Below are 14,095 nucleotides of genomic sequence, written 5' to 3' on the forward strand. Positions count from 1 at the left end.
GTGTTTTCTTTGCGTTTATATCAAGGGCTGACGCCTGCCATTTTAGGTGTTGGTCTCTTTTTGATAATGGGAGCTGCCAGTTTGGCGGCTCTTTTGCGTTATAGTGAGTTGTCTAACTGGCTTGGCTATTTATCTCAGCCTTATCTTTGGCGTGTGATTCGTTTTTCGTTGTGGCAAGCCTTATTGAGCAGTGGGATTAGTATTTTAATTGCCATTCCTGTTGCGTCTTGTCTTGTTCATCGGCGATTTTTCGGGCGATCGTTTCTCTTGCAGCTTTTCTCTGTTTCTATGGTTGTTCCGACAATTGTCGCGATTTTAGGCTTGGTTGTGGTTTATGGCCGTACGGGTTGGTTGAGTCAGTTATTTGGTTTACAAATTCCTTTGTACGGTTTGACAGGAATTTTATTAGCTCATGTCTTTTTTAATATGCCTTTGGCGGTACGTTTTTTATTGCAAGGCTACGATTTGATTCCTTCGGGTCAGTGGCGCCAGGCGTCCCAATTAGGTTTTTCTCGCCTTTCTGCATTTCGTTTAATTGAATGGCATTATGTGAAAAAAGCTTTGCCTGGTGCTTTTGTGTTGATTTTTATGTTGTGCTTTTCCAGCTTTGCCGTGGTGCTGAGTTTAGGGGGTGGGCCAAAATCAAGCACGTTGGAAGTGGCTATCTATCAGGCTTTGAGATTTGATTTTGATCTTGGTAAGGCCAGTTTCTTAGCTCTGATGCAGGTGGTGATATGCACCTTGTTTGCTCTTGTTGTGTATCGAATTGCGCCTGTTAATCGTCAAGATGCGAGCTTACTGTCTACTGATCGATATATTTTGAAAGACTCTTTCTGGGCGAAAGCCTCAGACCTTGCAGCTATGCTGTGTGTGTTTCTTTTGGTTTTTCCGCCCTTTATCGCGATTTTTGACCCTGTATTTTCGGCTACTTTTTTCGATACTTTGTTGTCTTCTTCTTTATGGAAGTCCGTCATGGTGTCATTGCAAATCGCTTTGCCCGCTGCGGCGGTCAGTTTATCGCTAGGGATTTGCTTTGGTGTTTTGGCTCGATTTTGTGTTGGGCGCAGATACTTGTCGTTTTTGCCCAATAAGATTGAGCACCTCGGTAATATGATTTTGATGGTACCTGGCTTGGTGATCGCAACGGGGCTTTTTTTGCTGTTGCGTGATTTCGGTTGGGGGCTTCAGTCGAGCTATTGGATTGTTGTGTGGGTTAATGCCGTGATGGCTTTGCCGTTTGTACTCAGAGCTTTAATGCCTGTTTTGTATCAGCAAGAGCGACGCTTTCGAAATGTATATTTGAGTTTGGGAGTCCGCGGTTGGTCTCGCTGGTGTTTGGAGTGGACTCTCATTCGTCAGTCTGTCGCGCAAGCATTTGGGTACGCTTTGTTGTTGTCCCTTGGTGATATGGGTGTGATTGCTTTGTTTGGCAGTCAAGGTTTGGTGTCCTTGCCTTTGTACCTTTTTCAATTAATTGGTTCTTATCGGTTAGAAGAAGGGGCTTGTGTCGCAGTGGTATTGATCACGCTCTGTTTGGTTTTGTTTTATCTGTCATCTCGGCTTATTGGAGGGCAAAAGAATGTTAAAAATTAACCTTCAATACAATTGGGATAACTTTCATGCGGATTATCGTGTGAATATTTCATCGGGTGTGACCACTCTGTTGGGTGCAAGCGGGGAAGGGAAGAGTACACTTTTACATTTGCTTGGCGGCTTTCTGGATGGTCATGGAGTATTGGATTTTAATAGTGAGCCATTACTTGCCTTGGCTCCCTATGAAAGGCCGATTTCTACTTTGTTTCAGAGTGACAATCTTTTTCCTCAGTTAACGGTTTGGCAAAATGTAGCGATTGGAATGTCGCCTTCTCTGTCTCTAAATACCGAGCAAAAAGATAAGGTCAGTTGGGCTTTAGAGAAAACGCAACTTGTTGATAAAGCGGATCGTTTTCCACAAGCTTTATCTGGTGGGCAAGCTCAACGTGTTGCAATTGCTCGTGTTTTGGTAAGGAATAAGCCGATACTTTTATTGGATGAGCCTTTTAGTGCGCTAGATCCTTCTTTGCGTGAAGAAATGCTTTATCTAGTGAAAGAGGTGACAGAAGAGCTTTCCTTGACGACTTTATTGGTTTCACATTTGCCTCAGGAAGCCAGTTTAGTGGGCGGAAATGTGCTCTTGATTGAGCAAGGTAAAGTCGTCGCTCATGAGCCGGTATCTGTTTTGAGTCAAACACCGGCACATCCATCGTTTGTAGACTATTTTGGTAAGTCTGGTCAGTCTTTATAAAAACAAATTTTAAGCGGCTTGTTGTCGTTTGTTGTGGAGTATCGTCGCCACAAAAATACCTGAGAAAATGAGCACAATCCCCACATAATGAAAACGAAATAAGCTTTCTCCCAGAAAAATGACGGAAAGGCCTATGCTGAAAACAGGCAGTAAATGGATGAATTGTCCTGCTGTTGCTGCGCCCAGTTTTTGAATGCCAGTATTCCAGCATAGGAAAGCACCAATTGAAGCGAAAAGCGCCATATATAAGATGATACCTAAGTTCCCACTTGTTAAATCTGTTAATTGTGTTTCGCCGAATAAAAAGAAAAGCGGCATTTGAAATAGCATCCCAATAATAGCAGTACTGGTAAAAAAGCCGATCAGAGACATTTCTTTTGGCCTTTTGACGATCAGAACGGAATAAATTGCCCAACTGACAGCGGCGGCAATAATCCATAAATCACCCTGTGAAATGGTTAGGTGTAAAAGAGTGTCCAGACTTCCACGACTTACTATGGTGATGGCGCCAACAGTGGAAATGAATATGCCCAGATTTTGTAGCCAAGAGGTTTTGTTTCCTAGTAAAAATCTGGCTGTAATTAGAATCATCACAGGCATAATGGAGTTCAATAGCACGGCATTGGTAACAGTCGTTGAGGTCAGTCCAATGTATAAAAATAGGTTGTAGTTACAAATGCCGAGCCAACCGAAAAGGGTAAGCAGCGGCCAATTGGCAGCGATGGTTTTGCGCTCTTGCCAGAGTTTTTTATAGGCGAAAGGGAGCAGAATTAAACAGGCTAGGCTCCATCTAAGAAAAGATATTGTGTAAGGGTCTATGCCATTAGAAACGGTTAACCTTCCTAAAATGTAATTGCCAGACCAAAACATAATAGGGAGCAGCAAATAGATAAAAGCTGGCATTGAGTGTCCTTTTACTTTGTTTTTTTAGCCCAATTTTGTATGAAAAGGCCGACGAGGATGCACGCTAACCCAACTAGAGTAGATTGTAAAATGGGTTCACCAGCGAATTGAGATAGCCAAATGATTGAAAGCAAAGGCGATAAGAATATTAGATTGGCTACTTGGCTTGCATTAGATGTAAGTTTGAGTGCCTGATTCCATAGTACGAAGCTAAGTCCCATCTCAAATAATCCAATGTAAACAGCGCTCCACAATCCTTCTTTATTCCAATGGGTAAGTTCGCCTGTCATGGCAGCGTATAGAGTAATCAATGGTAAGGCAAAAGCGAAATTCAGTGTTAGGCCTATTAGGCTAGGTCGCTTGTCCTTCGTATTTAGCAGCCAATACATGGCCCAGATCACTGTGCTTAAAAGAGCAAAAGCAACACCAATGCCATTGGAAAACTCTAAGGAGGTGATTTGTCCCCGAGTTGAAATGTAGAGAACACCAAAATAACACATTGCCGCTGCGACATAATCTGTGGGTTTAAGGCGCTGCTTTAAGATTGGGACAGCCATGAAGCTGAGCATAATCGCCCAAGTGTAATTGATGGCTTGTGCTTCTTGAGCGGGAAGCATGTTATAGGCTTGAAGCAAAACCAGATAATAAATAAAGGGATTGATAGCCCCGAAAAAGAATGAAGATTTCCAAGACTGCTTGGCTGATGTGAGAAGTTCTTTCAGGTCGCCTTTACATGCAATCAGTACAATTAGGAACACAAGTGATACAGCATTCGCAACAAGGAGCAGCTGTGTGGGCGTTAAATATTTAAGCGATATTGAAAATGCAGTTGCAACGGTGGACCAAAGTAAAACAGCGCCGAGCCCGAACAAGATAGCTTGAGTATTATTAGAGAGAGTTTTCATCTGTGTTTGTCTAATCCTTAACTAAGATAAAACCATACTAAAGGCTAATATTTAGCAATAAGAGGGCTGGAATTCTATAGTGCTTTTACTGTCCCTGTAAGTCTTTCTTTCCCTATTTAATTTTGTATTTGGTGTTTTGTTAACTACTCACTTAACTGGTTTAACAAATAACAAGTAGAGTCGACTCTATCTGAATTGATTTCGTTTACTTATTGTCCTCTATTGCTATATAATACGCGTCCCTGTAAATCAATACTCCTTGTCTCACAGCTTTTTAACAGGGGAAGCGTGGAGACTAAGAACCCATAAGGAGAGCTTAAATGCGTCATTATGAAATCGTCTTTCTGGTTCACCCAGATCAAAGCGAACAAGTACCAGCAATGGTTGAGCGTTACACTAACCTAATCACTGAAGATGGTGGTCAAGTACACCGTCTAGAAGATTGGGGTCGTCGTCAACTAGCTTACCCAATCAACAAAATTCACAAAGCACACTATGTTCTTATGAACGTTGAGTGTTCTGACAGTGTTTTGTCTGAATTGAACGACACTTTCCGCTACAACGATGCAATCATCCGTAACTTGGTGATTCGTCGTAAAGGTGCGGTAACTGACGTATCTCCTATTAAAGCTTCTGAAGGCCGTGAAGATCGTCGTTCTGCTCCTCAACGTGAAGAGCGCAACAACGAAGCGACAGCTGAAGCAACTGAAGAATCTGAAGATTAATCAATATTTTTTATTAGGAGACACTCATGGCTCGTTTTTTCCGTCGTCGTAAGTTCTGCCGTTTTACTGCAGAAGGCGTTAAAGAGATCGATTACAAAGATCTAGACACACTGAAAGGTTATGTTACTGAAACTGGTAAAATCGTACCTAGCCGTATCACTGGCACTAAGGCTCGTTACCAGCGTCAGCTAGCGACTGCTATCAAACGCGCTCGCTACATTGCTTTACTTCCTTACACTGACAGCCACTTTAATTAATAGGCTGAAGAAGCGCTTCATATGAGTGGTTTAGCTAAATGGGTAATGAAGAAACGCTTGAACGCCATTATTGGTGTCATGTTGTTTACTTTGATCCCTATGATGTTTTGGCTAGCTGCTGCAATCTTAGGGTTGGTGGTGCTTCGTAAAGGTGTAAAAGAAGGAATACCTGTATTAGCTTGGGGTTGTTTACCAGCACTTGTGTTGTGGGTGCTCCAAGGAGATGCAACGGCGTTATTGGTGTTAGCGGATGTGATGTTGTTGAGCTATTTACTTAGGTCGACAATGTCATGGAGTTGGGTGTTATTAGTAGGCAGTTTTCTAGCCGTTATTAGCACTCTAGTTCAACCTTTATTAATGGAAAATGTTTTGAATTTGGCGGTTAGTCTTGTTCAGAATGTCTTGTCTTCGGAAGAGGGCGTTGAAGTTCCAGATAGAGGTTTGATCTTTGATCAGGCGGTGGTGGCTATATCCATTTTCCAAGTGGTCATTGCTGTACTTTCTTTGTTTTTAGCAAGGAAATGGCAAGCAGGACTCTATAACCCTGGTGGGTTGCGTACAGAATTTCATCAATTAAGATTGCCTGTGTCGTTTAGTTTGGTACTGGGTGGAATGATACTTATCGGAGAAGGCTTAGGCGGCTCCTTTACGGTATTCTCTCAGGCCGCTATACCTGCATTGGTGTTGCCCGGTCTCGCTTTAGTACACGGTATTCTAGCAAAAAAAGAAATTGGGGTTGTTGGACTAATTGCATTTTACCTTGTTGGTTTTTTTGTTCTAAATGTGTATTTCGCAAATATTTTGGTCACCTTGTGTGTGATCGACAGCTTTGTAAATATTCGTTCTAGAATTCAAGGTAAATCGTCCGACTCAAGTAATGGCTAATGATTAATTAGAGGTGATCGAGATGGAAGTTATTCTACTCGACAAAGTAAACAAGCTAGGCGGTATTGGCGACGTTGCAGTTGTTAAACCAGGTTATGCTCGTAACTTTTTGATTCCGAACAAAAAAGCTGTAATGGCTACAAAAGCTAACTTGGCTAGCTTTGAAGAGCGTCGTGTAGAGCTTGAAGCTCAAGCTGCTGAGCGTAAAGCTGCTGCAGAAACTCGCGCTACAACACTTGAAGGCAAAACTTTCACTATCGCTGCAAACGCTGGTGATGAAGGTAAGCTTTTCGGTTCTATCGGTACACGTGATATTGCTGATGCTATCTCTGCTGAAGTAGCAGTAGAAAAAGCAGAAGTTCGTCTTCCAGAAGGCGCGATTCGTCACACAGGTGCTTTTGAAGTAGATCTACAACTTCACCCAGAAGTAGTAGTGACTGTTACTTTGAACGTAACTGCTGAGTAATTTAGTTCTCTAAATTATTCGATCAAAGAGGGTGTCTTGCTGATTGCAAGATGCCCTTTTTTTATGGGCGTGATAAGCTAACCTTCCTAATTTTTCTCCGCATTTTTATGGATGTTTTCTGTGCAGCTAAATGATTCTGAAGTCTCTTCTATTAAATTGCCGCCTTATTCTATTGAGGCTGAGCGTTCTGTTGTTGGTGGATTAATGCTGGATCCACAAGCTTGGGAGAAGGTCTCTGAGCTAGTGATTGCCGATGATTTTTATCGACCAGAACATCAACTTATTTTTGCTGTGATTGCTCGCTTAGCCGATGAATCTGAACCCATCGATGTGGTTACGATTGGTGAGCGATTAGATAAGCGCGGTGATTTAGAATCCATCGGCGGCATGGGTTACTTAATCGAAGTTGCGGAAGCGACACCAAGCGCTTCAAACATTGCATCATACGCCGACATTGTTCGTGAACGATCGATTCTTCGCCGTTTGATCTCGACAACCAACGATATTTCCTCTCGAGCTTTTCACCCTGAAGGAATGACTGCTGCTGAAGTATTGGATGAGGCTGAGCGGAAGATTTTCCAAATCGCGGAAGGTGGAGAGAAAAAAGGCGGCCCTCGAATTGCCGCGGATATCTTAAGTGCCACCGTAGATAAAATCGATGAGCTTTATCATCAAGAAGGCGCTATTACCGGCTTGAGTACAGGATTTACGGATCTAGATGGCATGACGGCAGGAATGCAGAAGTCTGATTTGATTATCGTGGCGGGTCGTCCTTCTATGGGTAAAACGACCTTTGCTATGAATTTGGTGGAAAATGCCACCATGATCACAGATCAACCTGTGATCGTTTTCAGTTTGGAGATGCCATCAGAACAATTGATGATGCGTATGTTGTCATCATTGGGACGTATCGATCAGACTCGAATGAGGTCTGGTCAATTGATACAAGAAGACTGGGATAAGCTCATGTCTGCGGTAAAAATGCTGAAAGATCGCAAGCTCTTTATCGATGATACAGGTGGTATTAGTCCGACTGAGATGCGCTCCCGAGTACGTCGTATTGCCAGAGAGCATGGAAGTCCTGCGCTGATCATGGTCGATTACCTTCAGTTGATGCAGATCCCTGGTTTCACCGAAGGCCGAACAAATGAAATCTCGGAAATATCTCGATCTCTAAAGGCCATCGCGAAAGAAATGGAATGCCCTGTGGTTGCTCTGTCTCAGCTTAACCGTAGTTTGGAGAATAGACCCAATAAGCGTCCGGTTAACTCAGACTTGCGTGAGTCTGGTGCGATAGAGCAGGATGCGGATGTGATTTCTTTTGTTTATCGTGATGAGGTTTATCATGAAGATACGCCTCATAAAGGGATTGCTGAAATCATCATTGGTAAGCAACGTAACGGGCCGATTGGTACTTGTCGGTTGGCGTTTGTTGGTAAATATACCCGCTTTGAAGATTTAGCGCCTGGAGCTTACCAAGATTTTGATGATGAATAGGGTTATGTTTACTTTTGTACCTTTTCAGAATTAATATGGTTGCCCACGTTTTTAGTACATATTTTTTATAGAAAAATAACTCTGCCACTCAGGGATTATCGTATGCGAAAGATGCCAGTTACCAACAAAGAAAATGATTTTCCAGAAAGCGATGTTTTGGTTTCCAGTACGGATGTGAAAGGTCGAATTACTTTTGTTAATGATGCTTTTTGTGATGTGGCAGGTTATTCATCTGAGGCCTTAATTGGAGCACCTCATAACGTTATTCGTCATCCTGATGTGCCTTCTGCTGTTTTTGCCGATATGTGGGCGAATTTGAAGCAGGGCAATAGCTGGATGGGGATTGTCAAAAATCGTTGCGAAAATGGCGACCATTATTGGGTAAGCGCACATGTGAGCCCTTTGTTAGATGGTAATAAAGTCATTGGTTACGAGTCAGTTAGACGAAAGGCGACAAGAGAAGAAATTCAACATGCCCAAAGCATTTATGATCGACTAAATGCAGGAAAAGGCTTGTTGCCTTTTGCTGCGAAAGTTCGCTCTCATTTGGCGAATGCCGCATGGCCTGTATTAGCTGCGTTTGTGCTCTTGGCTGTGGCTGGATTAACTTCCAACTTATTGATTATCCAAATACTATCTTGTGCTTTGGCTGCGTTGGGCGGAGTTTTGTCTTTGTATCAAAATCAAAGCTTAAATATGGTTGTTGATGGCTTGTCTAAAGAGTCAAAGAACCCAATTGGCCAATATTTATACTGCAAAATGATTGGCTCTAAAGCCGCTGTTAAGTTTGCCCAAATTCACCAAGAAGCCGCAGGGAATACCTTTAGATATCGTTTGAAGGAAGGTGCAGGTCAGCTTCAAAAAGAGCGTCAGAATCCAAAGCGAGTGTTACCGCTAACTTAAATAACTTTAATAAGCAGCGCGGCACTTTTCAAAGTGTGGTGGCGTCTAGCTCTCAGTTATTGTCCAGCGTGACTCAAGTCGCAACACACGTTAACGTGGCGGTTGAAGCAACTGAGTCTGTTGGCTCTTTGACGCGAGACAGTCGTTTATTAGCGCAGCAAACGGGCGAGACGATGCGAGCTGTGTATAAAGATATTTCGGATGCTAAAAAAGTTGTTGCTGTTTTGGCTGAGCGCAGTGATAGCATCAATGAAGTGGTTCACTCGATTAGTGATATCGCAGATCAGACTAATTTATTGGCCTTGAATGCGGCGATTGAGTCTGCTCGAGCGGGTGAAGCAGGAAGAGGTTTTGCAGTCGTGGCAGATGAAGTCCGAGCATTGGCTATTCGGACACAAAATGCGACGCAAAATATCCACACTATGACGGAAGAATTGAAAAAGAATACTTCTGATGTGACCGAGACAATCGATAAAGGTACTTTGGTTGCGCAGCAAGGCGTGGACAGTGTTAATCAAGTTGCACAAAAGATGGGAGACATTGAGGCAGCTATTAAGAAAGTTGTGGAAATGACGGCACAGATTAATGTCTCATCAGAAGAGCAGGCGGCAGTAGCCCGTGACTTGAATGATAAAATGGAAGATGTAGATGCCTTGAGCCTGGATAGTATTCGCAGTGCAGAAAATATTGTGTTGAATATCACACACATTGAAGAAGAAGCTTACGAACAAAAGAATCTTGCTGAAAGAATGAAACAGTAAGGTTTTACTCTTTTAAAACGGTTTGAAGTTTTTTAAAGCCCCAACAAGCATTCTTGTTGGGGCTTTTTTCTGTGTTGCTATTGCTTGAGTCACTCAATAAAAAGTTAAAGTTCACTTACAACTTTGTAGATAGCGTTTCCTAATTTTTGTATTTGGTCTTTAGAAATGACATAAGGCGGCATGAGATAAATGAGTTTGCCAAAAGGTCTGACCCAAACACCAAGCTCAACAAATTTAGGCTGAATTTGATGTAAGTTCACCGCGTTTTTCAGTTCGACAACCCCTATACCACCAAGACATCGAACGTCTTGGACTTGCTCTAATGCTTCACATTGAGCGAGAGTTTCTTTCATCCAATTTTCTAACTGAGATATTTTCTTTGGAATCTCGTATTGGCTTAATAAAGTTAAGCTGGCGTTGGCCGCAGAGCAGGCGAGAGGGTTTCCCATAAAGGTTGGTCCGTGCATGAAAACACCATCTTCGTGGCTTATTCCTAGCGCAACGCGATCGTTTGTGAGTGTGGCGGCTAGCGTTATGTAGCCGCCAGTTAATGCTTTGCCAACACACATTATATCAGGGCAAATATCAGTGTGATCTGTCGCGAATAGCTTTCCCGTTCGACCAAAACCTGTCGCAATTTCATCAAAAATTAGCAAGATATCAAATTCATCACACAGTTCACGGATTCGGTTTAGATAAGCTGGGTTATAGAAACGCATTCCACCTGCATTTTGCACGACAGGCTCAATGATAAAGCCAGCTATTTGCTGATGATTTTTCTGAAAGCTTCTGCGTATTTCGTCTAGATAGTCTGTTTTTACGGGTTCTTCAAACCCCGTTGGAGGCGGGCTTATAAAAAACTGTTGTGTAAGTGCGTTGCTAAACAAGTTGTGCATGCCGTTTTCTGGGTCACAAACGGACATGGCTGCAAATGTATCGCCGTGATAGCCACTTTTCGGAGTAATGAAAAATTGCTTCTCTGCTTTTCCTTGAGTATTCCAATATTGAATGGCCATTTTTAAAGCGACTTCGACAGATACAGAGCCTGAATCAGAAAAAAATACACGCTGTAGGTCGCTGTGCGTTATGTCGATAAGTTTTTCAGCAAGTTCTATTGCGGGTTTATGAGTAAAGCCGCCAAACATAACATGAGAAAACTCAGTGATTTGTTTTTCTATTGCAGCATTTATTGTTGGGTGATTGTAGCCATGAATGACACTCCACCAAGATGACATACCATCAACGAGAGTGCGGCCATCACTTAATGTAATTTGGCAGCCGTCGGCTTTTTCAACGAGATAATGTGGCGTTGGTTGGCTCATTGAGGTGTATGGGTGCCAAAGAAGTTGCTTGTCCAAATTGACATAATCTTGTGTTGAGCGTGTGTTTTTCATTGAATCGCCTGTCATTATTTTTGCTGCATACTAAACAATGAAAAAGCCTAAGGCTAGGTTATCTGCTTGGCAGAATTATTTTTCCTTGTCTGGTGTGCGAGCAATAACCCAAACATCAACTCGTTCCGCACCGGCGTTTAATAGAAGTTTTGTGCAGCTTTCTATGGTGCTTCCTGTGGTCATTACGTCATCAAATAAGGCGACATGTTTAGCGATAGGGGCTGTTACTTCGTAGAGCTTTGTCTTGTTTTTAAGTCGGTCTTTTCTGCGCAATAAATGCTGAGCTTGGGTGTGTTCTCGTTTTCTAAGCGGGTTTTGACGAGCTTGTTGTGGGTATTGGTCACCAAGATGTTGTCGAAGGTTTTTTAGTAAATGATTGGTCATTGTTTTGGTCTGGCAGAAACCACGTTCTTTGATTCTATTCGGGTGGCTCGGAACGTAGATTAGTTGGTCGGGCCAAGAATCTGAGGAGTAAGTCTGTATTAGGTGTTCGCTCAATAGTTGCGTTAGTGGGCGAATATAATGATTTCCTTGGTTGAATTTGATGCTATGGATCAGTGTTTTGACAATTCCTTCGAATCGATAAGGTGCGATACAAAGCTGATATTCAGGTGTGGATGCTTGGCAGTTACCACAGAGAATGTTTGGAGTTTGGGTGGGACATTTGCAGTGAAGGCAATGTTGTTTGTTTTTCGGAAAGCCTTTGTGGCAGTGTTGGCAAAGTGTGCGGTCGCTTTTTCGATGACAAATATAGCACTGGTTTATTAATAAACCATAGTAAACTTCATTTATTTTTTGTGTTGACAGTTTTATCCAGTCCATTAGTATTGCTCCATCCATTTATTCCATTGAGGTCAGTATGTCTATAAATATGCCTATAAATACGTCTGTCGAAAACACTTGTGAGCCTCGCTTTGATTGGACTCATGCGGAAGTGAAAGCGCTTTTCGATTTACCATTTATGGATTTACTGTTCCGTGCTCAAACTGTACATAGAGAAAATTTTACGCCAAATGAAGTGCAAGTGAGTACTCTTTTGTCTATTAAAACCGGGGCTTGCCCTGAAGACTGTAAATATTGCCCGCAAAGTGGTCATTACAATACCGAGCTTGAAAAAGAAAAATTGATGGAAGTTCAAAAGGTGCTTGAAGAAGCTGCTTTGGCAAAAGAAAAGGGCGCGAGTCGTTTTTGTATGGGAGCGGCGTGGAAGCATCCTTCTGAAAAAGATTTTCCTTATGTGCTCGAAATGATCAAAGGTGTTAAATCATTGGGCTTAGAGTCTTGTGTGACATTGGGGACATTAAATGATGATCAAGCTAAGCGATTGTCTGATGTTGGCCTAGATTATTACAATCATAATTTAGACACGTCCGCCGAATATTACGACAGTATTATCACGACTCGAACGTATCAAGATCGTTTGGATACGCTTTCTCGAGTTCGAGATTCTGGTATTAAATTATGTTGTGGCGGCATTATGGGAATGGGCGAAGAGCAAAAAGACCGTGTCGGTTTGTTACGCCAGCTTTCTCATATGACGCCTCATCCAGAAAGTGTGCCAATTAACATGTTGGTGAAAGTTGAAGGTACGCCATTAGAAAATGTAGATGATCTTGATACATTTGAATTCATTCGCACCATTGCGGTAGCGCGAATCATAATGCCTAAATCCCATGTTCGCTTGTCTGCCGGTCGTCAAGGTATGAATGAGCAAACGCAGGCTTTGTGTTTCATGGCGGGTGCGAACTCCATATTTTATGGTGAAAAATTGTTGACGACAGGTAATCCTGAAGCAGACAAAGATATGGCGTTGTTTGCAAAATTAGGCATAAACCCTGAAAAACGAGAAGAGCATTCGGATGAAGCGGTTGCGGAATCTATTGCTGCACAGGTGGTGAAGCAGGAAGAGTCTAAGTTGTTTTATGAAGCCAGTGTCTAATAATACGCCTGAGTGGATGTTGGCGTCGCTTCAAGAAAGACATCAGCAAGACTTAATGCGTCGTCCTGTTGTTCTTGATAGTCCACAAAGGCCTAACGCAAGAATTAATGGTCAGGAATATAAGGCCTTTTGCTCTAATGATTACCTTGGTTTAGCTAATCACCCTGCGCTTGTTGCTGCTATGCATGAAGGTGCTTTGCAATACGGTGTTGGTGGTGGTGCTTCGCATTTAGTTTGTGGTCATTTGAAGCCTCATCAGCAACTTGAAGAAGTGTTGGCAGACTGGCTTGGCTACGACCGAGTTATGTTGTTTAGCACCGGCTATATGGCGAATCTTGGTGTTTTGTCTGCGCTGGCGGGAAAGCAACGGCCTATTATTCAAGATAAATTAAATCATGCCTCTTTGATAGATGGCGCTTTGCTTGCGCAGGCGCCTTTGCGTCGCTATTTACATGGTGACGTGGCAAGTGCTGAAAAACTGTTGTCTAAATCACCTGAAGCTGGGCTTCTTGTTACAGATGGTGTTTTTAGTATGGACGGAGATCTTGCTCCGTTAGCGGATTTATCTCGGTTAGCGTCAGATCACGGCTGGATGTTTATGGTTGATGATGCACATGGCTTGGGATGCATGGGTGAAAACGGTAAAGGCAGTTTGTCTTTGACTGGATTAAACTCAACGAGTTTGCCCATTTTAGTGGGTACTTTTGGTAAGGCGTTTGGTACTTCCGGCGCTTTTGTTGCGACGTCTCATGATTATGCTGATTATTTAACGCAGTTTGCGAGACCTTATATTTACACTACTTCCATGTCTCCCGCGATGGCGTGTGCCACTTTAGCTTCTCTGCAAATTATCCAATCCGATGAAGGGCAAGAGAGACGAGAGAAGTTGGCTTGTCATATTCAATATTTCCGACGAAGAATGCAGGCTCTTTCGATTCGATTAATGCCATCTGACACTGCGATTCAGCCGATTATCATTGGTGATAATGGATTGACGTTAGAAATCAGCGAGCGTTTACGTCAACTTGGAATATGGTGTACCGCTATTCGTCCACCGACTGTACCTGTTGGCAGCGCACGCTTAAGAATTACCTTAAGTGCAGATCACTCAGATGAAGATTTAGTGTTATTATGTGATTCACTCGAACAGATTTTAACATCAGAAGAATAGAGGGA

The 14,095-nt window shown here is 42.6% G+C and carries 15 protein-coding genes; 11 read left to right on the forward strand and 4 right to left on the reverse strand.

Annotated elements, in window-relative coordinates; all coding sequences use genetic code 11:
- Both thiP and AC0L46_RS11960 read left to right on the forward strand, forming a co-directional pair.
- Positions 1-1,593, forward strand: a complete 1,593-nt coding sequence (thiP, locus tag AC0L46_RS11955) for a thiamine/thiamine pyrophosphate ABC transporter permease (RefSeq protein WP_473503863.1) — start codon at positions 1-3, stop codon at positions 1,591-1,593.
- Positions 1,580-2,284, forward strand: a complete 705-nt coding sequence (locus AC0L46_RS11960) for a thiamine ABC transporter ATP-binding protein (protein ID WP_473503865.1) — start codon at positions 1,580-1,582, stop codon at positions 2,282-2,284. Before thiP ends, AC0L46_RS11960 begins: the two co-directional genes overlap by 14 nt.
- Positions 2,285-2,293: 9 nt before the next feature.
- Here AC0L46_RS11960 and AC0L46_RS11965 read toward each other — a convergent pair whose 3' ends face one another.
- Both AC0L46_RS11965 and AC0L46_RS11970 read right to left on the reverse strand, forming a co-directional pair.
- Positions 2,294-3,187, reverse strand: a complete 894-nt coding sequence (locus AC0L46_RS11965; protein ID WP_473503867.1) for a DMT family transporter — start codon at positions 3,185-3,187, stop codon at positions 2,294-2,296.
- Between the two features lie 11 nt (positions 3,188-3,198).
- Positions 3,199-4,092 (reverse strand): DMT family transporter, encoded by an 894-nt coding sequence (locus AC0L46_RS11970; RefSeq protein ID WP_473503869.1) that lies wholly within the window; start codon positions 4,090-4,092, stop codon positions 3,199-3,201.
- A gap of 320 nt (positions 4,093-4,412) precedes the next feature.
- Between AC0L46_RS11970 and rpsF the strand changes: the two genes are divergently transcribed.
- The 7 genes from rpsF to AC0L46_RS12005 all read left to right on the forward strand — a co-directional run bounded on the left by rpsF (position 4,413) and on the right by AC0L46_RS12005 (position 9,586).
- Positions 4,413-4,817, forward strand: coding sequence for a 30S ribosomal protein S6 (rpsF, locus tag AC0L46_RS11975; protein ID WP_317003010.1), 405 nt, complete (start codon positions 4,413-4,415; stop codon positions 4,815-4,817).
- Positions 4,818-4,843: 26 nt separating this feature from the next.
- On the forward strand, positions 4,844-5,074 hold the full coding sequence (gene rpsR / locus AC0L46_RS11980) for a 30S ribosomal protein S18 (protein WP_024023215.1): 231 nt from the start codon (positions 4,844-4,846) through the stop codon (positions 5,072-5,074).
- A 21-nt stretch (positions 5,075-5,095) separates the two neighbouring features.
- Positions 5,096-5,959: a hypothetical protein gene (locus AC0L46_RS11985; RefSeq protein WP_414680503.1), complete on the forward strand. Its 864-nt coding sequence runs from the start codon at positions 5,096-5,098 to the stop codon at positions 5,957-5,959.
- A gap of 22 nt (positions 5,960-5,981) precedes the next feature.
- Positions 5,982-6,425 carry a 50S ribosomal protein L9 gene (rplI, locus tag AC0L46_RS11990; protein WP_317003012.1) on the forward strand — a complete coding sequence of 148 codons (444 nt, stop codon included), beginning with the start codon at positions 5,982-5,984 and terminating at the stop codon, positions 6,423-6,425.
- A 111-nt stretch (positions 6,426-6,536) separates the two neighbouring features.
- The gene (gene dnaB, locus AC0L46_RS11995) at positions 6,537-7,922 is read left to right on the forward strand and encodes a replicative DNA helicase (RefSeq protein WP_473503871.1); all 1,386 of its coding nucleotides are present in this window, start codon (positions 6,537-6,539) and stop codon (positions 7,920-7,922) included.
- A 102-nt stretch (positions 7,923-8,024) separates the two neighbouring features.
- Complete coding sequence (locus tag AC0L46_RS12000) at positions 8,025-8,825, forward strand: PAS domain-containing protein (RefSeq protein ID WP_473503873.1); 801 nt, start codon at positions 8,025-8,027, stop codon at positions 8,823-8,825.
- Between the two features lie 35 nt (positions 8,826-8,860).
- Positions 8,861-9,586 (forward strand): methyl-accepting chemotaxis protein, encoded by a 726-nt coding sequence (locus AC0L46_RS12005; RefSeq protein ID WP_473503875.1) that lies wholly within the window; start codon positions 8,861-8,863, stop codon positions 9,584-9,586.
- A gap of 104 nt (positions 9,587-9,690) precedes the next feature.
- Here the strand turns inward: AC0L46_RS12005 and bioA are convergent, their stop codons facing one another.
- On the reverse strand, positions 9,691-10,980 hold the full coding sequence (gene bioA / locus AC0L46_RS12010) for an adenosylmethionine--8-amino-7-oxononanoate transaminase (protein ID WP_473503877.1): 1,290 nt from the start codon (positions 10,978-10,980) through the stop codon (positions 9,691-9,693).
- A gap of 75 nt (positions 10,981-11,055) precedes the next feature.
- Positions 11,056-11,364 carry a ComF family protein gene (locus AC0L46_RS12015; RefSeq protein WP_473503879.1) on the reverse strand — a complete coding sequence of 103 codons (309 nt, stop codon included), beginning with the start codon at positions 11,362-11,364 and terminating at the stop codon, positions 11,056-11,058.
- A gap of 475 nt (positions 11,365-11,839) precedes the next feature.
- Here AC0L46_RS12015 and bioB point away from each other — a divergent pair, with 475 nt between their 5' ends.
- Both bioB and bioF read left to right on the forward strand, forming a co-directional pair.
- Positions 11,840-12,919 carry a biotin synthase BioB gene (bioB, locus tag AC0L46_RS12020; protein WP_473503881.1) on the forward strand — a complete coding sequence of 360 codons (1,080 nt, stop codon included), beginning with the start codon at positions 11,840-11,842 and terminating at the stop codon, positions 12,917-12,919.
- The gene (gene bioF, locus AC0L46_RS12025) at positions 12,903-14,090 is read left to right on the forward strand and encodes an 8-amino-7-oxononanoate synthase (RefSeq protein ID WP_473503883.1); all 1,188 of its coding nucleotides are present in this window, start codon (positions 12,903-12,905) and stop codon (positions 14,088-14,090) included. The genes bioB and bioF overlap by 17 nt, the downstream gene beginning before the upstream one ends.
- Positions 14,091-14,095 lie beyond the last annotated feature (5 nt).

The sequence above is a fragment of the Marinomonas sp. 15G6-16 genome, from assembly GCF_055809555.1.

Bases quoted from the DNA above. Each gene is read 5' to 3' on its own strand.
- AC0L46_RS11960 (WP_473503865.1), top strand. From the start codon at position 1,580: ATGTTAAAAATTAACCTTCAATACAATTGGGATAACTTTCATGCGGAT.
- AC0L46_RS11965 (WP_473503867.1), bottom strand. From the start codon at position 3,187: ATGCCAGCTTTTATCTATTTGCTGCTCCCTATTATGTTTTGGTCTGGC.
- AC0L46_RS11970 (WP_473503869.1), bottom strand. From the start codon at position 4,092: ATGAAAACTCTCTCTAATAATACTCAAGCTATCTTGTTCGGGCTCGGC.
- rpsF (WP_317003010.1), top strand. From the start codon at position 4,413: ATGCGTCATTATGAAATCGTCTTTCTGGTTCACCCAGATCAAAGCGAA.
- rpsR (WP_024023215.1), top strand. From the start codon at position 4,844: ATGGCTCGTTTTTTCCGTCGTCGTAAGTTCTGCCGTTTTACTGCAGAA.
- AC0L46_RS11985 (WP_414680503.1), top strand. From the start codon at position 5,096: ATGAGTGGTTTAGCTAAATGGGTAATGAAGAAACGCTTGAACGCCATT.
- rplI (WP_317003012.1), top strand. From the start codon at position 5,982: ATGGAAGTTATTCTACTCGACAAAGTAAACAAGCTAGGCGGTATTGGC.
- dnaB (WP_473503871.1), top strand. From the start codon at position 6,537: ATGTTTTCTGTGCAGCTAAATGATTCTGAAGTCTCTTCTATTAAATTG.
- AC0L46_RS12000 (WP_473503873.1), top strand. From the start codon at position 8,025: ATGCGAAAGATGCCAGTTACCAACAAAGAAAATGATTTTCCAGAAAGC.
- bioA (WP_473503877.1), bottom strand. From the start codon at position 10,980: ATGAAAAACACACGCTCAACACAAGATTATGTCAATTTGGACAAGCAA.
- AC0L46_RS12015 (WP_473503879.1), bottom strand. From the start codon at position 11,364: ATGACCAATCATTTACTAAAAAACCTTCGACAACATCTTGGTGACCAA.
- bioB (WP_473503881.1), top strand. From the start codon at position 11,840: ATGTCTATAAATATGCCTATAAATACGTCTGTCGAAAACACTTGTGAG.
- bioF (WP_473503883.1), top strand. From the start codon at position 12,903: ATGAAGCCAGTGTCTAATAATACGCCTGAGTGGATGTTGGCGTCGCTT.